Genomic DNA, 21001 nt, shown 5'->3' with positions numbered 1-21001 from the left:
CATGACCCGCATCGCTCTCGTCATATCCGACGTCGACGGCACGCTGCTGACCAAGGACAAGGTTCTGACCGAGCGGGCCGCGAAGGTGGCGCGACGGCTGCACGAATGTGGCGTCGCCTTCACGCTCACCTCGAGCCGCCCAGCGATCGGAATGCGCTTTCTGATCGAGCCGCTGCAGATCAGCCTTCCGGTCGGCCCGTTCAACGGCAGCTCGATCATCGACGCCGATATGCGCCCGCTCGAGCAGAGCCTGATCCCGCCCGCCGCCGCCGCGCGCTGCGTCGATCTTCTCCAACAATCCAGGGTCGACATCTGGGTCTTCACCAATGATGCCTGGCTGACGCGCAATCCGGACGGCGAATACGTCCCGAACGAGCGGCGCGCGATACGCGCGGAGCCGACGATCGTCGACGATTTCTCCCCCTATCTGTCGAACGCCTGCAAGATCGTCGGCGCCAGCAGCGATTTCGAGCTGCTGGCGCACTGCGAGAGCCAGATGCAGCAGACGCTGGGGACCGAGGCGACGGCGGTCCGCTCGCAGAGCTACTATCTCGACATCACTCCGCCCGGGCGCAACAAGGGCACCTTCGTCACGGCGATGGCCAAGCGGCTCGGCGTTCCGCTCGACCAGGTCGCGACCATCGGCGACATGCACAATGATGTCGCGATGTTCGAGGTGAGCGGATTGTCGATCGCCATGGGCAATGCCAGCGACGAGGTGAAGAGCAAAGCCAAGCGCATCACCACGTCCAACCAGGACGAAGGCTTTGCCAATGCCATGGAGATGATCCTGGCGGAAAACGCGCAAGGCTCATCCGCAGGCTGACGCGCGGCAGCTCAGGCTCCCGACCGCTGCCTTGCGGGTTTGTCGCTGGCCTTCTTGGCGCTGCTCAGATTTTGCGCCGTGTTGATCAGCGCGATATGGGTCAGCGCCTGGGGAAAGTTGCCGGTCTGCCGCCGTGCCTCGGTGTCGTATTCCTCGGCCAGCAGTCCAACGTCGTTGGCGATGTTCACCACGCGGCGGAACAGCGTCTCGGCCTTCTCCGTATCGCCCGCCAGGACATGGGCGTCGGCCAGCCACAGCGTGCAGGCCAGGAACGCGCCTTCGATCGGCTGCTGCTCGTCCGGCGGGACCTCGCGCGGATCGTGCCGGAGCACGAAGCCGTCCCGCAGCAGATGCTCCTCAATCGCGTCGACCGTGCCGCGAATGCGCGGATCGGAGCACGGCAGGAAGCCGACCGCCGGCAACAGCAGCAGGCTGGCATCGAGCAGCCGCGAGCCATAGGACTCGACGAAGCTGCCGAGGCTTTCGTCGTAGCCCTTGGCGCAGACATCGCGATGAATCGTCTCGCGCAGCCGCCGCCAGCGCTCCAGCGGCGCCTTGAACCCGAATTTCTCCGCGCTCTTGATCGCGCGATCGAACGCCACCCAGGTCATCACCTTGGAGAACACGTAGTGACGGCCATCGCCGCGGCGTTCCCAGATGCCGTGGTCGGGCTGGTCCCAGACGTCGGTGAGATGGTCGAGCACCGCGCATTCCAGGTCCCAGGTGCCGTCGTCCAGCTTGAGCTTGGTCATGCGGGCCTGATGGAAGGCATCCATCAGCTCGCCGTAGACGTCGAGCTGGAGCTGCGCATGCGCGGCATTGCCGATCCGCACCGGCTGGGCACCCTCGTAGCCCGGCAGCCACTCGGCCTCCCACTCCATCAGCCGCCGCTGGCCCATGATGCCATACATGATCTGCATGTAGGCGGGAGCGCCCGCCGCGGCGCGCAGCAGCCAGTTGTGCCAGGCCAGCGCTTCCTCGGTGTAGCCTGAGTTCATCAACGCGAGCAGCGTGAACGTCGCGTCACGCAGCCAGCAGAATCGGTAGTCCCAATTGCGCCGGCCGCCGAGCTTCTCCGGCAGCGAGGTGGTCGGCGCCGCGACGATGCCGCCGGTCGGCGCGTAGGTGAGCGCCTTCAAGGTGATCAGCGAGCGCATCACGAGTGCGCGATGCTCGCCCTGATAGGTGCAGCGCCGCGACCAGTCGGCCCAGAATGTTTCGGTGTCATCCAGCGCCTGATCCGGATCGATCGCCTTGGGCGCCGGCAGATGCGACGGACCGTAGGTGAGCACGAAAGGCACGGTTTCGCCGGCAGCGACCTCGAACTCCGCCACCGTGGTCATGTCCGCGCCGCGGGTCGCGACGGGGGTATGCAGCACCGCCATGTCCTGGCCGCAGATGGCGAGCAGCGCGGAGCGATCCTCGGAACGCTTGACCCAGGGAATCTCGATGCCGAACCCGAAGCGGATGATCAGCTCCATCCGCATGGCGACCCGGCCGGAGACGCCGCGGACCAGCCGAACGACATCGGAGGCCCTGCCCCGCGGCGGCATGAAATCGATCATCTCGACGGTGCCGGTCGCAGTTTCGTATCGCGTCTCGAGGATGAGACTGTCGCCGCGATAACGTCGAGACGTCGATCGGACGTCGCCGCGCGGCTCGATCAGCCAGCGGCCGTGGCTGCTATCACCCAGCAGGCCGGTGAAACAGGCGTCGGAATCGAACGCCGGCCAGCACAGCCAGTCGATCGACCCGTTCCGGCTCACCAGGGCAGCCGTCTCACAATCGCCAATCAGGGCGTAGTCTTCGATCCTGCAGGACATTTGGCATCCGCGTGCAACTGCCCCCCCGATCCCCCCGTACTAAACGCCGGCCGGGCTGACCCGTTCGGCGGTCGCCGCCTTCAACGCTGCGACGCTGGTCGCACCGGCGATGTCCTCGAGCTTGATCGGCATCTTGCGGCGCCAGTTCGGATGCTCGTCGATCGTGCCGGGAATATTGGGCTGATCGACCACCTCCAGCAGATCCTCCAGGGAAATCACCAGCAGCCGGGACCGCGTCCGCGACAGGAAGGCGATCGCTGAGTGGACGTCGTTGGCTTGAATGCCGTGTTGGCGGAGCACCTCGTCCCAGAGCCCCAACGCATCCCAGCGATCCTGGTCGCTTTCACCGGGATCGATGCCCAGCCCGCGTTTGGTCTTGAGATCGCCGAACGAGCGCCAGCCGGCGTAGGTCGAGAGGTCGTGGGTATTCAGCGTCACCAGCGCGTTCGGCGGATAGAAGTCGACATCGCGGAAGCGGCCGTTGTCGTCGCGTTCGAAGATCATCACCTTGTAGGACCACAATCCCCAATCGGCCATCTGTTCGCGAAAGCCCTCCGGCACGGTGCCGAGATCCTCGCCGATGACGATGCATTCATTGGCGACGCTCTCGATGACGGTCGCGGCCAACAGCGCCTCGAACGGCATCTGCACGTACGCGCCCTGCTTGGCCGGAAATCCGTGCGGCACCAGGTACAGCCGCTTCAAACCGAGCACATGGTCGAGCCGGATCGCGCCGGAATGCCGCATCGACGCCCGAACCATCTCCCGAAACGGCTCGAAATTCTTCAGCGCCAGTCCCGGCGCGTTGAACCCGGCGAGTCCCCAGTTCTGCCCGACCGTGTTCAAGGGATCGGGCGGCGCCCCGACCGAGAGCGTGCGCGAAATGGCGCCCTGCTCGTTCCAGGCATCGAAGCCGTCGGATTGAACGCCGACCGCGACGTCGAGATACAAGCCGACCTTCATTCCCAGCCGATGCGCGAGATCCCGGCAATGGCGCAATTGTCGCTCGGCGAGCCATTGCACATAGGCGATGAACTCGGCCTCCCTCCGGTCGGGGCCGCTGAGCAGCGCCGCGCAGCGCGCAGCATCGGGCTGCCGCCACTCCTCGGGCCAGTCCCACCAGGGCTTCAGGAAGCGATGCCGCAACACCTCGAAGCAGGTGAAGCGGGCCAGCAGCTCGCCACGCTCGGCCCGATAGGCCTTGAACTCCGCAGCGGCCGCGGCGTCGGGCGCAGCCATGAAAGCGTCGAAGGCGGCACGCAGGGCCGGCCATTTCAACGCCGCCACACCCTTGTAGTCCACCAGCTCGGCCTGCCGCAGCGGCTCCAGCACCTTGCTGCCGGGCCCCTTCGCGAAGCCCGGGGCCTGCTCGACATCGACATAGAGCGCATTCAGGAACAGCCGGCTGTTCGGCGCGTAAGGGCTGAAATCGCCCGGCCGGTCGTCGAACAGCGCGTGCAACGGATTGAGGCCGACGCCATCGGCGCCGAGTTCGGCGCAAAGCGTGATGAGATTGGCAAGGTCGGTGAAATCGCCCATGCCCCAGTTGCGGCCGGATCGAATGCCGTAGAGCTGCACCGCCAGCAGCCAGACACGGTCGAAATCACCGGCGAAGGCCTTCGCCGGTGCGACGAGCAGCGGCAGCTCCTCGCGGTACGACGACGCATCCGCCAGCTCGAGGCGGTAGCTGCCGACCGGCAGATCACCCGGCCACTCGACCAGGGCCTCGCCGGCGTCTCCCTTCGCGATCTCAGCGTCGCCACGCCTGATGGTCCACCTGACCGGCAGCTTCGCCGCCTCGGTCAGGCGGCTGCGCGCGGGCTGCCCAGAGCGAATCACCACCGCATCGCTCAGCAGCCGATGCGGCGTGGGCCGGGGAAAGGCCTCCACGATGATCTTGAGGGCCGCTTCGTCGGTCACACGACGGTGCCCCTGACCATCGTAGAATTCTGTCAGGATTCCGAGACTATGGGCTTCGCTGTAGAGATCCATTCGGCACGCGATCTGGACGTAACGGCAAGTCGTACGTCGTAAAATTGTTGTGGGACGGCAAGAGGATAAGCCCCTAACGCCGCGGCAAGGCCGTCGTTCCCCGGGGAACAAAACGAGCCTTGCGGCTTTGTAATTGGGGTCGTCTCGGTTTCTAGCGAACCGGGACGCCGTTTTATTGTCAATGGCATCACCGTGAACAAATTTGCGCACACGTTCGAGAGCGTCGCCCTCAAAGACGCTTTCTCCCCTATTCTGCCCTCTTTTGAGGAGAGCCGCATCTGTCGAGGCCGAGACATCTTTCGAGACGCCTCCGATCGCAGCCGCATCATCATCCTCTCTCCTAGGTGAGGGCCTCATGAACCTGATGTCATCCCTGGATTCGCCCAGCCTGCAGACCGAGCCCGACGGCGACGGTCTCTGGTACAAGGACGCGATCATCTATCAGCTGCACGTCAAGGCGTTCGCCGACAGCAACAATGACGGCGTCGGCGACTTCGCCGGCCTGACCGACAAGCTGGACTATCTGCAGGACCTCGGCGTCACCACGCTGTGGCTGTTGCCGTTCTACCCCTCGCCCGGCCGCGACGACGGCTACGACATCGCCGACTACGGCAGCATCAATCCCGATTTCGGGACGATGAAGGAGTTCAAGCGCTTCATCCAGGAAGCCAAGCGGCGCGGCCTGCGGGTGATCACCGAACTCGTCGTCAACCACACCTCCGACCAGCATCACTGGTTCAAGCGCGCCCGGCGCAGCCCGCCCGGCTCCAGCGCCCGCAACTGGTACGTCTGGAGCGACACCGACCAGAAATATCTCGGCACCCGAATCATCTTCACCGATACCGAGAAGTCCAACTGGACCTGGGATCCGGAGGCCGGCCAGTTCTACTGGCACCGCTTCTTCTCGCACCAGCCGGACCTCAATTTCGACAATCCGCGCGTGGTCAACGCGATCATCCAGGTGATGAAACGCTGGCTCGATGCCGGCGTCGACGGCTTCCGGCTTGACGCCATCCCCTACCTCTGCGAGCGCGACGGCACCAACAACGAAAACCTCCCGGAGACGCATGCGATCATCAAGCGCCTGCGTGTCGAGCTCGACAATTACGCCAAGGACAAGCTGCTGCTGGCGGAAGCCAATCAGTGGCCGGAGGACGTTCAGGAATATTTCGGCCAGGGCGACGAATGCCATATGGCCTATCACTTCCCGCTGATGCCGCGCATCTACATGGCGATCGCCCAGGAGGACCGCTTCCCGATCACCGACATCCTTCGCCAGACGCCCGACATCCCCGCGACCTGCCAATGGGCGCTGTTCCTGCGCAACCATGACGAGCTGACGTTGGAGATGGTGACCGACGTCGAGCGCGACTATCTGTGGTCGACCTACGCCAACGATCCGCGCGCACGCATCAATGTCGGCATCCGCCGCCGCCTCGCGCCACTGATGGACAACGACCGGCGCAAGATCGAGCTGATGAACTCGCTGCTGATGTCATTCCCCGGCACGCCGATCATCTATTACGGCGACGAGATCGGGATGGGTGACAACATCTATCTCGGCGACCGCAACGGCGTACGAACGCCGATGCAATGGACGCCCGACCGCAATGGGGGCTTCTCGCGCGCCGACCCGGCGCGGCTCTACGCGCCGATGATCATGGACCCGGTGTACGGCTACGAGGCGGTCAATGTCGAGGCGCAGTCGCGCAGCCTGTCGTCGCTTTTGAACGCCACCAAGAAGCTGATCTCGATGCGCAAGTCGACGCTGGCCTTCGGCAGGGGCACCATGACCTTCATCCGCCCGGCCAACCGGTCGGTTCTGGCCTACGTCCGCCAGTACAAGGACGAGGTCATCCTCTGCGTCGCCAACCTGTCGCGCTCGGCGCAGGCGACCGAGCTCGATCTCTCGCCGTTCAAGGATCGCGTCCCGATCGAGATGCTCGGCCGCTCGCGCTTTCCCGCGATCGGCGAGCTGCCTTACATGATCACGCTCGCGCCCTACGGATTCTACTGGTTCCAGCTCAAGGAGCGCGAGAAGTCGGAGCCCATCATCCAGCGCGCGGTACCGGAGTTCGAGACGCTGGTCGTGCCGCTCGGCTCGACCTGGGTATCGCTGGCTCGCACTCGCAGCGTGTTCGAACGCGACGTTCTGCCCGGTCATCTGGCGCGCGCGCGATGGTACCCCGAGCGCTCGGCGGACGCGATCCATCCGACGCTGACCTCGGCGATCCCGTTCTGCGACATCGGCGACAATCGGCCCTGGCTGATCTTCTTCAAGGCCGCCGAGCGCGACGAGAAGCGGCGCTATCTGCTGCCGATGCAGATCGAGTGGGTGCGTTTCGATCGCGATCGCTACAATCCGCAGGCCTTCGCCGCCGTGCGCCAGGGCGCCCGCGAGGGAACGCTGCTCGATGCAGCGACGAGCCCGATCTTTCTTGCGCTGCTCCTGCACAATCTGAAGCAAGCGTTGACGGTCGAGGAAAACGGGGTGCGCCTCGAATTCCGGCCGACGTCGCGGTTTCCCGACAAGCAGATCCGCGAATCGGAGCAGGTGCGCGTGGTCGAGACCGACCGCTGCAGCAGCAAGGCGGTGGTCAACAACGAGTTCTTCATCAAGCTCCGCCGCGAGCTGGAGGCTGGTCCGCACCCGGAGATCGAGATCGGCGGTTTCCTCACGGAAACCGTAGGCTTCGGCAATGTCCCGCCGCTGCTCGGCAGTGTCGAGGTGATCCAGGAGGGCGAGCGGCAGACCGTCGGCTGCGTCCACGGCTTCGTCGAGAACCAGGGCGACGGCTGGACCGTCAGCGCCGCCTATCTCGATCGCTACGTCGACGACCAGCGCGTGTTCGCCGCGAGCGGCGACGAGCGGCAGAGCGAGGAGCTGTCGCCCTATCTGCGCTACATGGCGCAGGCAGGCCGTCGCGTCGGCGAGTTGCATGCGGCGCTCGCCTCGCGCAGCGACATCGTCGATTTCGCACCCGAGCCCACGAACGCAGATCATCTCGATCACTGGGTCGACCGGCTGCGCGGCCAGGCTGACCGGATCCTCACGGGCCTGAGCGAGCGCCGCGATCACCTCAAGGATCCGGAACGAGGGCTGGTCGACCAGGTGCTCGCCAGGCGCGGCGAGCTGTCGGAGCGCCTCAGCAGCCTGATCCCGCACCATATCGGCGGCTGCGACATCCGGCTGCATGGCGATTTCCATCTCGGCCAGATCCTCATCGTCAAGGACGATATTTTCATCATCGACTTCGACGGTGACGAGGAGCAGCCGCTTGCGGAGCGTCGGCGCAAGGCGCCGCCGGCGCGCGACATCGCAGGCTTCCTGCGCTCGATCGATTGCTCGGTCCGCGTCGCCCAGGAGCGCGCCCTGAGGGCGAGCCAGGACGATCACGGCCGTATCGCCGCCGCGCTGTCGGAATGGCGCGACCAGGCAGCGACCGCCTTCTTGGCTGGCTATCGCGAGATCAAGGCCAGTCAGCGCCTCTGGCCGGACGATCCGCATACGGCGGAGGCGCTCCTTAACTTTTTCATGCTGGAAAAAGCCCTCGGAGCGCTCGAATATGATCTGGCTCACCGGCCGGACTGGTTGCGCATCGCATTGAGCAACCTGCTTCGCGTCCTGTCCGAGCCAGCATCAGCCAGCGAGTCCTCATGACCCATCTTTCTCCCGAGGCGTTTGCGATCATCGAAGGTCGGCATCCCGACCCGTTTCGCTATCTCGGTCAGCACAATGTCGACGGGCGGACGGTCGTGCGCGCGTTCCTGCCCGAGGCCTCCCGCGTCGAGGTGGTCGGCGAGCACGGCGACGTCGCCGCGCTGACGCGCATCCATGATGCCGGCCTGTTCACCGGGACCATGCCGTCGCTGCAGCGCTATCGGCTTCGGGCGACATTCGGCGACCACGTCACCGACCTCGAAGATCCTTATCGTTTCCTGCCGATCCTGAGCGACTTCGACCTGCATCTGCTCGGCGAAGGCAATCATGAGCGGCTCTACGACAAGCTCGGCGCGCATCCAATGGTGCTCGACGGCGTCGACGGCGTCGGCTTCGTCGTGCTCGCGCCGAACGCGCGTCGCGTCAGCGTGGTCGGCGATTTCAACTTCTGGAATGCGCGGCGCCACCCGATGCGGGTCCGCGGCAACGGCTACTGGGAGCTGTTCATTCCCCGCGCCAGGGCCGGCGACCACTACAAGTTCGACATCATCGGCCCGCAGGGCGAGCACCTGCCGCTGAAATCGGATCCGATGGCCTTCGCGGCCGAGATGCGTCCCAAGACCGCATCGATCGTGGTCGACGAGTCCAGCCTGCCGCGACCTCGGCCGGCGCCGCATGACATCAACAAGCTGAACAGGCCGGTCTCGATCTATGAGGTGCATCTCGGCTCGTGGCGGCGCAAGGACAATAACCAGTGGCTGACATATCGCGAACTCGCCGAGCAACTGCCGGCCTATGCACGCGACATGGGCTTCACGCACATCGAATTCCTGCCGGTCAGCGAGCACCCGTTCGACGGCTCCTGGGGCTATCAGCCGACCGGCCTGTTCGCGCCGACCAGCCGCTTCGGCAGTCCTGAGGACTTCTGTGCGCTGGTTGATGCGTGCCACCGCGAGGGCCTCGCGGTGTGGCTCGACTGGGTGCCAGGCCATTTCCCGGATGACCCGCACGGCCTAGGCCATTTCGACGGCACCGCGCTGTACGAGCACGCCAACCCGATGCAGGGCCGGCATCTCGACTGGGGCACGCTGATCTACAATTACGGCCGCACCGAAGTCGCCAATTTCCTGCGCTCGAACGCGCTGTTCTGGCTGGAGCGCTACGGCATCGACGGTCTGCGCGTCGATGCCGTCGCCTCGATGCTCTATCTCGACTACAGCCGTCCGTCCGGCGGCTGGATTCCGAACAAATATGGCGGGCGCGAGAACCTCGAGGCCATCGAGTTTCTACGCCGGACCAATATCGACGTGTTCGGCCATTTCCCGCAGGCGACCACGGCTGCCGAGGAATCCACGGCGTGGCCGCAGGTGTCTCGCCCGGTCGACATGGGCGGGCTCGGTTTCGGCTACAAGTGGAACATGGGCTGGATGCACGACACCTTGCGCTACATCAGCAAGGACCCGATCCACCGCAAATATCACCACGGCGAGATCCTGTTCGGCCTGCACTACGCCTTTTCGGAAAACTTCATCCTGCCGCTGTCGCATGACGAGGTCGTGCACGGCAAGCGCTCCATCCTTGGCCGAATGCCGGGCGACGACTGGCAGCGCTTTGCCAACCTGCGCGCCTATTACAGCTTCATGTTCGGGCATCCCGGCAAGAAGCTCCTGTTCATGGGCTGCGAGCTCGCCCAGGAGCGCGAGTGGAATCACGATACCTCGCTCGACTGGCATCTGCTCGGCGACGCCAAATATGCCGGCATCCAGGCCCTGATCCGCGACCTCAACCACCTCTACCGCAACGTGCCGGCGCTGCATGAGCGGGACTGCGAGCCGGACGGCTTCGAGTGGTTGACGACCGACGACTCCGACCGAAACGTCTTCGCCTGGGTGCGCAAGGGCTTCGATGAGCACGCGCGCTGCGTCGTCGTCGTGAACTTTTCACCCAACGTGTATTACAATTACCGGGTCCGCGTGCCGTTCGGCGGCAGATGGAGGGAAGCTTTCAATTCCGACTCCCTGCATTATGGCGGCAGCAATGTCGGCAACGTCGGCCAGGTCCATGCCTCTGAAGAACACCAGCTCAACCTCATCCTCCCGCCCATGGCAGCGGTATTTCTCCTCCCGGAAGCCTGACGCAATGCGCCTGGCCGCTGGAAGCCACGCCCGTCTCGGAGCAACCTGGGACGGGCGGGGGACCAATTTTGCCCTGTTCTCCGCCAATGCCGAGAAGGTCGAGCTCTGCCTGTTCGACAGCCAGGGCCGGCGCGAGATCGAGCGCATCGAACTGCCGGAGCGGACGGAGGATGTCTGGCACGGCTATCTCAACGATGTCTCGCCGGGGCAGCTCTATGGCTACCGTGTCTACGGTCCTTACGAGCCGGAGCAGGGCCACCGCTTCAATGCCAACAAGCTGCTGCTCGACCCCTATGCCAAGCGGCTCGCCGGCCGGCTGGTCTGGAGCGACGCCCATTTCGCCTACCGCGCCGGCTCGCCGCGCGAGGATCTCTCGTTCGACCGGCGCGACAACGCCCGCGGCATGCCAAAGGCTGTCGTCATCGACGAGACCTTCAACTGGGGTCGGCGCGAAATGCGGCCGCAGATCCCGTGGGAGGACACGATCATCTACGAGGCCCATGTCAAGGGCCTGACCAACAAGCGCGACGACGTCCCACCCAATCTGCGCGGCACCTATGGCGGGCTGTCGTCGCCGGCGATGATCAAGCATCTGAAGCGGCTCGGCGTCACGACGATCGAGCTGCTTCCCATCCACGCCTTCATCGACGACCGCATGCTGGTCGAGAAGAAGCTGGTCAACTACTGGGGCTACAACACGATCTCGTTCTTCGCGCCGGAGCTTCGCTACGCGCAGGACAATCCGCTCGATGCCTTCCGGACGACGGTGGCAAGGCTGCACGATGCCGGCATAGAGGTCATGCTCGACGTCGTCTACAACCATACCGCCGAGGGCAACCATCTCGGACCCACCCTGTGCTATCGCGGCATCGACAACGCGTCCTACTACTGGCTGAAGCCCGACAATCCGCGCTTCTACGACGACTTCACCGGCTGCGGCTCGTCCGTTAACCTGACGCATCCGCGTGTGCTCCAGATGGTGATGGACTCGCTGCGCTACTGGGTCGAGGTCTGCCACGTCGACGGCTTCCGCTTCGACCTTGCCACCACCCTGGCGCGCGAGAAGCACGGCTTCGACCGGCGCAGCGGCTTTCTCACCGCGATCCGCCAGGACCCGGTGCTGGCGAGCGTCAAGCTGGTCGCTGAGCCCTGGGACGTCGGTCTCGGCGGCTATCAGGTCGGCGCATTCCCCTCGCAATGGTCCGAATGGAACGACCGCTATCGTAGCGCCATGCGTCGCTACTGGAGTGGCGAAGGCAGCCTGATCGGCGAGGTGTCGAGCCGCATGACCGGCTCGTCCGACATCTTCAACCATGACGGCCGCACCCAGCGCGCCAGCGTCAATCACGTCACCGTCCATGACGGGTTCACGCTGGCCGATCTCTTCAGCTACAACAGCAAGCACAATGAAGCGAACGGCGAGGACAATCGCGACGGCTCCAACGACAACCACAGCAACAATTTCGGTCATGAGGGGCCGACCGACGACGTGACGATCACGGCGCTGCGACGGCAGTCGCGCAAGAACCAGCTCGCCTGTCTGTTCCTCGCGCAGGGCCTGCCGCTGCTGCTCGCAGGCGACGAGGTCGGCAACTCGCAGCATGGCAACAACAACGCCTATTGCCAGGACAACGAGGTCGGCTGGGTGGACTGGAGCGGCATGGGCCGCGAGGGCGATGATCTCATCGACTTCATCGCGCACATGACCGAGCTGCGCCGCCGCTTCGGCCAGATTCGCGCGCGCCGCTGGCTCGATGGCCGCCGCCCGGACGGCAGCTTCGGCGTGCTGTGGCTGACGCCTTCGGCGGAGGAGATGACGCAAACCGACTGGACCTTTCCTGACGGACGATTTCTCGCCTATGTGCTCGCTCCGGTGGAACAGGAACAGGCTCCGATCCTTATCGTTCTGAACGCGGCCCCCGAAGAGATCGGATTCAAATTGCCCAAGCTTGCCGAGTACAAGACGTGGCAACAGGTCCTGAACACCACCGAAGCCCAGCAGACGCCGATCGATTTCGCGTCCGGTGCGGACCTCAAGGCCCCGTCCCGCTCCGTGCTGGCGTATGCGGGCCAGTCATGAACGGCCGTCAATTCGGACCTCGGCTCACGCAGGACGGCACGACGTTCCGGCTGTGGGCGCCTGCCGCCAGGCGCGTCGATCTGATCCTCGACGTCAAGCATGAGATGCAACGCGGGGATGGCGGTTGGTATTCGCTCGACGTCGCCGGCGCCGGCGCCGGCACGCGGTATAAGTTCCGTATTGACGATGAGCTCGACGTTCCAGATCCCGGCTCGGATTTCCAGCCGGAGGATGTCTCCGGCCCGAGCGAAATCATCGACCACCGTGCCTACACCTGGCGCTCCGAAAACTGGCGCGGTCGTCCATGGCAGGATGCCGTGTTCCTCGAAAGCCATGTCGGCACCTTCACGACGGAAGGCACCTACCGCGCAATGATCGACAAGCTCGATCATCTCGTCGAGACCGGCATCACCGCGCTCGAACTGATGCCGCTGGCGGACTTCGCCGGCTCCCGCAACTGGGGCTATGACGGCGTGCTGCTCTACGCTCCGGACAGCGTCTATGGGCGTCCCGATGATCTGCGCGCGCTGATCGACGAGGCGCATCTGCGTGGCATCATGGTGTTTCTCGACGTCGTCTACAATCACTTCGGCCCGGAGGGAAACTACATCGGCCGCTATGCGCCGACCTTCTTCACCGACGCGCATACGCCGTGGGGCAGCGCGATCGACTACCGGCGCTCCGAAGTGCGCGCCTTCGCGATTCAGAACGCGTTGCATTGGCTGACGGATTATCGCTTCGACGGCCTGCGCTTCGACGCCGTGAATCACATCCTGTCCAACGAGGGTGAGATCCCGATGCTGCACGATCTCAGCGCCGCCGTGGGCAAGCTGGTCGAAGCAACCGGGCGGCACATCCATCTCGTGCTCGAAAACGGCGACAACCGCGCCAGCATGCTGGATTCCGCAGAGGAGCCGCCGCGCGGCAAATTCCGCGCGCAGTGGAACGACGACTATCATCACGCCTGGCACGTGATCCTGACCGGCGAGAGCGGCGGCTATTACGGCGACTACCAGCAGGCGCCGCGCCGCGATCTCGCTCGCGCGCTCGCCTCCGGCTTCGTCTACCAAGGCGAACCCGCGGCATTCTGGGGCGGCGATCCGCGGGGCGAGCCGAGCGGTCATCTGGCCCCCGGCGCATTCGTCAACTTCCTGCAGAACCACGACCAGATCGGCAACCGCGTGTTCGGCGACCGCCTGGAGGCGCTGGCATCGCCGGAAGGGATCGCGGCGGCACTCGCGGTGACGCTGCTCGCGCCCACCGTCCCGATGCTGTACATGGGCGAGGAATGGGGCTCGAAGCAGCCGTTCCCGTTCTTCTGCGACTTCCAGGGCGACCTCGCGCATGCCGTGCGCAACGGACGCCGCAGGGAGTACGAGTGGGCGTACGCCAAATATGGCGACGAGGTTCCCGATCCGCTCGACATCGAAACCTTCAAGTCCGCAATCATCGACTGGGACTCCCGCAATGAGTCGCCGGGGCGCGAGCGTCTCGCGCTGGTGCGCGCGCTCCTTGCGGTGCGTCACAAGGAGGTTGCGCCGCGGCTTCCGGGGGCGAAATTCGGCGAGGCGGACGTGACCGATGACGGTCGCCTGAGCGCGCATTGGCTGATGGGCGATGGCAGCCGGCTAAATCTGCTTGCCAACGTCTCCGACAAGGAGCTCGCGGCTTCGCCGACCGGCGTCCCGGGCACCCCGATCTGGGGCGGCACGCCTGGAGACCGCCTGCCGCCGTGGTCGGTGTTCTGGAGCATCGGGGGATAGCATGCCTCCGGCCATTCCCCTCGCGACCTATCGCCTGCAGCTCACGGGTGATTTCAACTTCGAATCGGCCGCACGCGTCTTGCCATATCTGAAGGCGCTGGGCATCAGCCACGTCTATGCTTCGCCCTTCATGACGGCGCGGAGGGGCTCGACACATGGCTACGACATCACCGATCATTCCAAGCTCAATCCCGAGCTCGGCGGCGAGGACGGCTTTGCGAAACTGAGCGCGGCGCTGAAGCAGCACAATCTCGGCCTCATCCTCGACTTCGTGCCGAACCATGTCGGCGTGCATTTCGACGACAATCCATGGTGGCTCGACGTGCTCGAATGGGGCCAGGCTTCGCCGCACGCCGCCTCGTTCGACATCGACTGGGACCAGTTGCCGTACCGCGCGCGCGGCGGCGTGCTGCTGCCGATCATCGGCACCTCCTACGGCCACGCGCTCGAACATGGCGACATCGAGCTGCGCTACGACCCGGACGAAGGCTCGTTCTCCTGCTGGTACTTCGAGCATCGGCTGCCGATCGCGCCCGAGCGCTATGGCGAGGTATTGCGCATCATCGTCAAGGAGGCCGGTGAGGAGAGCAGCGAGGCCGGCAAGGCGATCCTCGACCTGGCGTCGCGCTATCGCGGCCTGCGCCATCCGAACCGCAAGGAAGCGCCGGCGTTCAAGGCGGCCCTCAAGGCCATTCCCGGCGCAGCCGGCGTCATTGCCCAGGGGATCGCGGCCTATAAGGCCGGCCCCGACCGTGGTGCGCAGACGCTCGCTCTGCATCATCTGCTGGAGCGACAGCACTACAAGCTCGGCCATTGGCGGCTTGCGTCCAGCGACATCAACTACCGCCGCTTCTTCGACGTCAACACGCTGGCGGGCCTGCGCGTCGAGGATGCCGGCACGTTCGAAGCGATCCACCGGCTGGTCAAGAAGCTGATCGCGGATGGCCAGTTGCAGGGTCTGCGGCTCGACCATATCGACGGCCTGCGCGATCCCGCACAATATTTCCAGCGCCTGCGGCGGCTGATCCGCGACGCTCGGGGGCCCGCAGCCGGGCCGTTCTACGTCGTCATCGAGAAGATTCTCTGCGAGCACGAGAAGCTGCCGGGTTTTGCCGGCGTGCACGGCACCACCGGCTACGAGTGGATGAACGTCATCACCCAGGTCCTGATCGAGGGCAAAGGTCTGGAGCCCTTGGACGAGATCTGGCGCCAGATCAGCAACAAGCCGCCGAAGCTCGCGCCTGTGATCAAGGAGGCCAAGCGGCGCGTGCTGGAGACGCTGCTGACCAGCGAATTCACCGTGCTGACCCGCCTGCTGGCGCGCATCGCCAACGGCCACTACTCGACGCGCGACTATTCGGAAGACATCCTGCGCCAAGCGCTCGAGCTGTATGTTCTTCACTTCCCGGTCTATCGCACCTATCTCACCACAGCCGGCCCGACTGAGACCGACCGCAAGCTGATCGACCACGCCATCGCAGGCGCCCGGGCCGAATGGTTCGCCTCCGACGGCTCGATCTTCGAGTTCCTGCGCGATGCGCTGACCATGGATCTCATCAAGCGCGACCGCAGCACCAACCACAGCGTCCCGCGTGTGCGCCGCTTCGCCCTCAAGGTGCAGCAGCTCACCGGGCCGATGATGGCGAAGTCGCTGGAGGACACCGCCTTCTACCGCTTCCACCGGCTGCTCGCGCTCAACGAGGTCGGCGGCGATCCAGCGGCGCATGCTCTGGCGATCGCCGACTTCCATAAGCTGATGCGGGACCGCGCCAGGCATTGGCCGCACGGCATGACCGCCACTGCTACCCACGACACCAAGCGCGGCGAGGATGCGCGCACGCGGCTCGCCGCCATCACCGAGCTGCCCAACGATTGGACGTCCGCGATGGCGCGCTGGAAGACCTTGAACGCGCCGCACGTCATCACGGATGGCAAGATGCGCGCGCCCTCGGCGGCGTTCGAATACATGCTGTACCAGACGCTCGTCGGCATCTGGCCGGCAAGCGGCACCGATGGCACCCTGCCCGAGCGGCTGCAGGCCTATGCGCTGAAGGCCGCGCGCGAGGGCAAGGAGGAGACCAGCTGGCTCAATCCGAACGAGGCCTATGAGAACGGCCTGCGCGCCTTCATCGACCGCATCCTGGATCGCGAGCGCTCGTCCGAGTTCCTGCAGTCGCTGGAGACGCTTTCCAGGCGGCTCGCTTTGCTCGGCGCGCTGAACTCGCTGACCCAGCTTACGCTGAAGGCGACGATGCCCGGCGTGCCGGATTTCTATCAGGGCACCGAGTTCTGGGACCTTTCGATGGTCGATCCGGACAACCGCCGCCCGGTCGATTTCGCCGCGCGTGAGCACGCGCTGCGTGCGTGCGAGACTCCCGACTGGGCCCACCTCGCGGACCATTGGCCGGACGGCCGCATCAAGCTCGCCTGGACGCGGGAGCTGCTGAAGCTTCGCAACCAGATGCCCGCCGTGTTCACCGACGGCTCCTACGAGCCGCTCGAGGTGAGCGGACGTCATGCCGATCACATCATTGCTTTCGCACGGCGGCGCGGGCGGGACGCCGTCGTCGTCGTCACCGTGCGCAACTTTGCACCCTTCACCGACGGTGGCCGGGTGTGGCCCCACGCAGATGGTTTCGACGCCGAGGTTCATGCCCGCGGCTACATACCGGCGGACATGCAGGACGGCATCCTGGCGGTGTCCTCCATCTTCACGCATTTTCCTGCAGCGGCGATCCCGGCGCGGACCGACGCGGCAGCCCACCCGCCTGGTCGACGTCGGACAGGAGCGGCGCCGACCTGATCAGCTCTTCTTCGTCAACAGCAGCTGGCCGCGGCTGCGGATCGCGGATTGCGCGGCCTCGGCAAAGCGCTGCAGCAGCCAGGGCAGCACGACCTCGACACGCACGTGATCGTCGGCGACGTCGACATGGCCCGACGCCGCCTGACCGAGCGCGCGAACGCGAAAGATCATCTTGTCGCCCTCCCAGCGCTCTTCGTCGACCTTCAGGACCGGAACGCTGGTCGCGGCGCGGCTGAGACCGGCCTGGAGCCGGCGCACGGCCTCGTCCTTGCCGAGGCGATGCGGAATGGAAACGACAAGCGGTCTTGACATCGCGATCTCCTGACTAACAACCCTCTCTACGTAGTCATCGGTGGCTACGACCGCAAAGACACACGCTGCATTTTACTTGTTCCCACGCGGAACTTTCGAAGTTCCAACCAGTTTCCTCGGCGAAGGCAGAGCACGTTGTCGCCCCGCTGCCGGGCACTGGAGGGAAGCACATGTCCATCGGAACTATCATCCTCATCATTCTCATCATCGCCCTGCTCGGCGGCTTTTCCGGCATCGGCGGCGGTCCGTTCTACGGCACCGGCTACTACGGCGGCGGCGGCCTCGGCCTGATCATCGTCATCGTGCTGATTCTCGTCCTGCTCGGACGCATCTGATCCGATCGATCTCATAGCCATCCAACTGATCAGCTCGGGCCGACGTGGCCGCGCCACGTCGGCCTGGCCTTGATTGCGCCCCCGCATCGTATCCCTTACACTTCGTTCGCGAGCTTCCTCATCGCCGGCTTGATCGCTCCGGCCGCGTCGTCATAGCCCTCCCACGCCTTGGTCTTGGGCAACAGCGCCGGCGCGGTTCGGACCGTGTAGCGCTTGGGTTCGAGCCCGTTCTTCACCTGCGCCCAGGTCAGCGGCATCGACACGGTGGCGCCTTCGCGAGCGCGCGGCGACAGCACGGCGACCGCCGTCGACATCCGGTCGTTGCGCAGATAGTCGAGGAAGATCTTCCCCTTGCGCAGCTTCTTCGACATGTTGAGCAGGTACTGCTCCGGGCGGTCGTTCGCCATCCATTGGCACACGCCCTGTGCAAACGCCTTCGCTTCGGGCCAGCTCACCTTGTCGCGCGCGCCGTGCAGCAACGGCGTCACCACATGCAGACCCTTGCCGCCCGTGGTCTTGCAGAAGCTCTCGAGCCCGAGGCTCTTCAAGCGCTGGCGCATCTCCTTGGCGGCCGCGATCACCTCCTCGAACGCGACGTTCGGCGCCGGATCGAGATCGAACACCAGCCGACCCGGGACGTCATAGGCGTCCGGCGCGCAATTCCATGGATGCAGCTCGACGGCGGCGACCTGGGCCACCGCGATCAATCCCTCGACGCGGTCGATCTGCAGATATGGTTTGCGGTCGCCCGAGACCTTGACCAGCTCCAGCAGGTCCGACATGCCCTGCATGCCGTGCCGCTGGAAGAATTTTTCGCCACCGATGCCATCAGGCGCACGCACGATCGAGCACGGCCGCCCCCTCAGATGCCCGATCATCCAGTTGCCGACGGCTTCCAGATAGGTCGCAAGATCAAGCTTGGTGACGGGCTCGCCGTCGCCGGCGTCCGGCCACAGCGCCTTGTCGGGCTTGGAGATTGCAACGCCCATCACGGTCGCCGAGCCCTTCGTGCGTGACGGCGTCTTGTGCAGCGTGGTGCCGACGGTCGCGACGCTCGCGGCGGCCCGCGCCACCGGCCTGGCAACCTTCGTCGCCACCACCGGCGCCTCGGCAACGACCTCGCGGGCTGGCTTGTCCTCGCGCAGTCCCTTGAACGAGGCCTGCCTGACATTGCCGTCGCCGGTGAAGCCGGCAAACTCGATCTCGGCGACCAGCTCGGGCTTGAGCCAATGCACGTCACGCGTCTTACGCGGCGCGTTCTTGCCGCTGAACGGGCTCTTGTCGGATGCCGCCGCCTTCAGCGCCGGCATGATCGCCTTCACCGTGTCCTGGCCGAAGCCGGTGCCGACGATCCCGACATAAGCGAGATGATCGTCCTTGTTGACGCCGACCATCAACGATCGGAATTTGCCGTTGGTCGTCTTCCAGCCGCCGATGACGACCTCGTGGCCGGGCCTGGTCTTGGCTTTGGTCCAGCTCTCCGTCCGTCCCGAATGATAGGCCGAGTCCAACTTCTTCGAGACGATGCCTTCGAGGTTCAGCTTGCGCGCCGACTCCAGCACGGCTTCGCCGTCGCTCTCGAAATGCTCGACGTAGCGGATCCGCGGTGTCTTGCCCTTGATATGCGCCTTCAGCAGCTTCGCCAGCCGTGCCTTGCGCTCGCGCAAAGGCTGGCGGCGCAAGTCGAACTCCTCGGCGAACATCAGGTCGAAGGCGAAGAAGATCAGCTCGTCGGTTTCACCCGCCGAGATCGCCGCCTGAAGGGCGGAGAAATTCGGATTGCCGTCCTTGTCGAGCGCGACGATCTCGCCGTCGATGATCGCGTCCGGCAGCTTCGCAGCCTCCTCCGCAATCGCGCCGAACTTGGCGGTCCAGTCCAGGCCCTTGCGGGTCTTCAGGGTTGCCTCGCCGCCCTCGACCCTGATCTGCACGCGGTAGCCGTCGAACTTGATCTCATGCCCCCACCCCTCGCCGCTCGGCGGTTGCGCGACCGACGTGCAAAGCTCGGGCGGCACGAAGTCGGGCAGCGACGATACCGTCTTCGGCGCAACGCGGGCCTTGGTGCCGTTTCCCTTCTCGGCCCTCGCTTTCGGTGATGAGGCCTTCGTAGTCGGCTTGGTTTCGCTGTCACTGCGGTTGGAGTGCCACACCGCATCCGCGTTCATGCGCTGCGTCTTGGCGAGCATGAACGGCTTCGGCGCCTTGCCCTTGCCGGCCGCGATCTGCTCCATCGTGCGGCCCGAGGCGACCGACTTGTCGGCATCCAGGATATCGTTGGCCTCGCCTTCCCGGGCAAACTCGTCGCGATGCTTGATCAGCAGCCAATTGGTCCGCTTGCCGCCGGTGCGATCGTGGCGCATCCGCACCAGCACCCAGCTGCCATGCAGCTTTTCGCCCTCGAGAGTGAATTTGAGATCGCCCTTCTTGAACCCGCGCTCCGGGTCCTCGCTGTCCCAATAGCCGCGGTCCCACAGCATGACGGTGCCGCCGCCATACTCGCCTTCCGGGATCGTACCTTCGAAATCGCCGTAGTCGAGCGGATGATCCTCGACCTCGACCGCCAGCCGCTTGTCGTGCGGATCGAGCGACGGCCCCTTGGTGACGGCCCACGACTTGAAGACGCCGTCGAATTCGAGCCGCAGGTCGTAGTGCAGGCGCGTTGCGTCATGCTTCTGGATGACGAAGCGCGGCCGCGCCGTACGCGCGACCTTGGCGTCGCCGGACGGCTCCGCCGTCTTGTCGAAATCGCGCTTCTTGCGATAGGTGGAAAGCTTCCCGAGCGCCACGGTGATCCCTCGCGTTGAGTGGTAGCGTAGCAAAGCCGGCGAACTCGTGGAACCGGCCGCATCGGCAGGATAACTTCGGGCAAAGTTCCGCGTTCCCGCGGCTCATGGAGGGCCCAGGCTGTGCTGGCGTCCGCCCTCTGCCAGTCGAGAGGGCGCAGGGAAGGCCGGGAGCTCGCCGCCCCCATGGCCCGCCTGCAGAAAGAAATGCAGGCGGCAGGTACCACAGGTGCAGCCGAGACATCCCGGCCCTCCCTGCGCGACGGCTTTAACGGCTGCTTCGCGTTCTCCCCGGTGCGCCGGGCTTGTTGGCCACCGTGTCGCGACAATGCGCCTGCGCGCATTGCGCTGGATACCAGCATCGGGGTATCAGGACCGCGCGACTTGACCGTGCATGCCGGATTGTTCGTCGGCGCGACTGAATCACGCTGCAACCCGGCACACCCATCGCATTCCGCTGCCGACGTCCGTGACGACCGCGATACGTC

At 65.1% G+C, this 21001-nt stretch carries 11 protein-coding genes; 7 read left to right on the top strand and 4 right to left on the bottom strand.

Annotated features, from left to right (window positions below; genetic code table 11):
• Nucleotide 1: 1 nt before the first annotated feature.
• Nucleotides 2–826: an HAD family hydrolase gene (locus ACQR0W_RS05520; RefSeq protein WP_316169176.1), complete on the top strand. Its 825-nt coding sequence runs from the start codon at nt 2–4 to the stop codon at nt 824–826.
• Between the two features lie 11 nt (nt 827–837).
• Here the strand turns inward: ACQR0W_RS05520 and ACQR0W_RS05515 are convergent, their stop codons facing one another.
• Both ACQR0W_RS05515 and malQ read right to left on the bottom strand, forming a co-directional pair.
• Complete coding sequence (locus ACQR0W_RS05515) at nt 838–2649, bottom strand: glycoside hydrolase family 15 protein (RefSeq protein ID WP_434840587.1); 1812 nt, start codon at nt 2647–2649, stop codon at nt 838–840.
• 39 nt (nt 2650–2688) lie between these two features.
• A complete protein-coding gene (malQ, locus tag ACQR0W_RS05510; RefSeq protein WP_316169620.1) occupies nt 2689–4641 on the bottom strand; it encodes a 4-alpha-glucanotransferase in 1953 nt (650 codons plus the stop codon).
• A 355-nt stretch (nt 4642–4996) separates the two neighbouring features.
• Here malQ and treS point away from each other — a divergent pair, with 355 nt between their 5' ends.
• Genes treS through treY form a run of 5 tightly spaced genes read left to right on the top strand, consistent with a single transcriptional unit; the run spans nt 4997 to nt 17083 of the window.
• Nucleotides 4997–8302 (top strand): maltose alpha-D-glucosyltransferase, encoded by a 3306-nt coding sequence (gene treS / locus ACQR0W_RS05505; RefSeq protein ID WP_316169178.1) that lies wholly within the window; start codon nt 4997–4999, stop codon nt 8300–8302.
• Nucleotides 8299–10437, top strand: coding sequence for a 1,4-alpha-glucan branching protein GlgB (glgB, locus tag ACQR0W_RS05500; RefSeq protein WP_315828321.1), 2139 nt, complete (start codon nt 8299–8301; stop codon nt 10435–10437). Before treS ends, glgB begins: the two co-directional genes overlap by 4 nt.
• Before the next feature lie 4 nt (nt 10438–10441).
• Nucleotides 10442–12517, top strand: a complete 2076-nt coding sequence (gene glgX / locus ACQR0W_RS05495; protein ID WP_316169179.1) for a glycogen debranching protein GlgX — start codon at nt 10442–10444, stop codon at nt 12515–12517.
• Nucleotides 12514–14280 carry a malto-oligosyltrehalose trehalohydrolase gene (gene treZ, locus ACQR0W_RS05490; RefSeq protein WP_315828322.1) on the top strand — a complete coding sequence of 589 codons (1767 nt, stop codon included), beginning with the start codon at nt 12514–12516 and terminating at the stop codon, nt 14278–14280. The genes glgX and treZ overlap by 4 nt, the downstream gene beginning before the upstream one ends.
• A gap of 1 nt (nt 14281) precedes the next feature.
• On the top strand, nt 14282–17083 hold the full coding sequence (gene treY / locus ACQR0W_RS05485) for a malto-oligosyltrehalose synthase (RefSeq protein ID WP_315828323.1): 2802 nt from the start codon (nt 14282–14284) through the stop codon (nt 17081–17083).
• Here treY and ACQR0W_RS05480 read toward each other — a convergent pair whose 3' ends face one another.
• Nucleotides 17084–17395 (bottom strand): polyhydroxyalkanoic acid system family protein, encoded by a 312-nt coding sequence (locus ACQR0W_RS05480; protein ID WP_315717996.1) that lies wholly within the window; start codon nt 17393–17395, stop codon nt 17084–17086.
• A gap of 170 nt (nt 17396–17565) precedes the next feature.
• Here ACQR0W_RS05480 and ACQR0W_RS05475 point away from each other — a divergent pair, with 170 nt between their 5' ends.
• Nucleotides 17566–17730: a DUF3309 family protein gene (locus ACQR0W_RS05475; protein ID WP_006614022.1), complete on the top strand. Its 165-nt coding sequence runs from the start codon at nt 17566–17568 to the stop codon at nt 17728–17730.
• Nucleotides 17731–17825: 95 nt separating this feature from the next.
• Here the strand turns inward: ACQR0W_RS05475 and ligD are convergent, their stop codons facing one another.
• The gene (ligD, locus tag ACQR0W_RS05470; protein ID WP_315828324.1) at nt 17826–20516 is read right to left on the bottom strand and encodes a DNA ligase D; all 2691 of its coding nucleotides are present in this window, start codon (nt 20514–20516) and stop codon (nt 17826–17828) included.
• Nucleotides 20517–21001: the final 485 nt, after the last annotated feature.

This window comes from Bradyrhizobium sp. HKCCYLRH1034 (assembly GCF_051168375.1).
Taxonomy (GTDB): Bacteria; Pseudomonadota; Alphaproteobacteria; order Rhizobiales; family Xanthobacteraceae; genus Bradyrhizobium.
This window is presented reverse-complemented; position numbering and strand designations above follow the sequence as displayed.

What these genes read in the sequence shown, in the direction of transcription:
- ACQR0W_RS05480 (WP_315717996.1), bottom strand. Translation starts at nt 17,395, where the DNA reads ATGTCAAGACCGCTTGTCGTTTCCATTCCGCATCGCCTCGGCAAGGAC.
- ACQR0W_RS05475 (WP_006614022.1), top strand. Translation starts at nt 17,566, where the DNA reads ATGTCCATCGGAACTATCATCCTCATCATTCTCATCATCGCCCTGCTC.
- treZ (WP_315828322.1), top strand. Translation starts at nt 12,514, where the DNA reads ATGAACGGCCGTCAATTCGGACCTCGGCTCACGCAGGACGGCACGACG.
- ACQR0W_RS05515 (WP_434840587.1), bottom strand. Translation starts at nt 2,649, where the DNA reads ATGTCCTGCAGGATCGAAGACTACGCCCTGATTGGCGATTGTGAGACG.
- treS (WP_316169178.1), top strand. Translation starts at nt 4,997, where the DNA reads ATGAACCTGATGTCATCCCTGGATTCGCCCAGCCTGCAGACCGAGCCC.
- glgB (WP_315828321.1), top strand. Translation starts at nt 8,299, where the DNA reads ATGACCCATCTTTCTCCCGAGGCGTTTGCGATCATCGAAGGTCGGCAT.
- malQ (WP_316169620.1), bottom strand. Translation starts at nt 4,641, where the DNA reads ATGGATCTCTACAGCGAAGCCCATAGTCTCGGAATCCTGACAGAATTC.
- treY (WP_315828323.1), top strand. Translation starts at nt 14,282, where the DNA reads ATGCCTCCGGCCATTCCCCTCGCGACCTATCGCCTGCAGCTCACGGGT.
- ACQR0W_RS05520 (WP_316169176.1), top strand. Translation starts at nt 2, where the DNA reads ATGACCCGCATCGCTCTCGTCATATCCGACGTCGACGGCACGCTGCTG.
- glgX (WP_316169179.1), top strand. Translation starts at nt 10,442, where the DNA reads ATGCGCCTGGCCGCTGGAAGCCACGCCCGTCTCGGAGCAACCTGGGAC.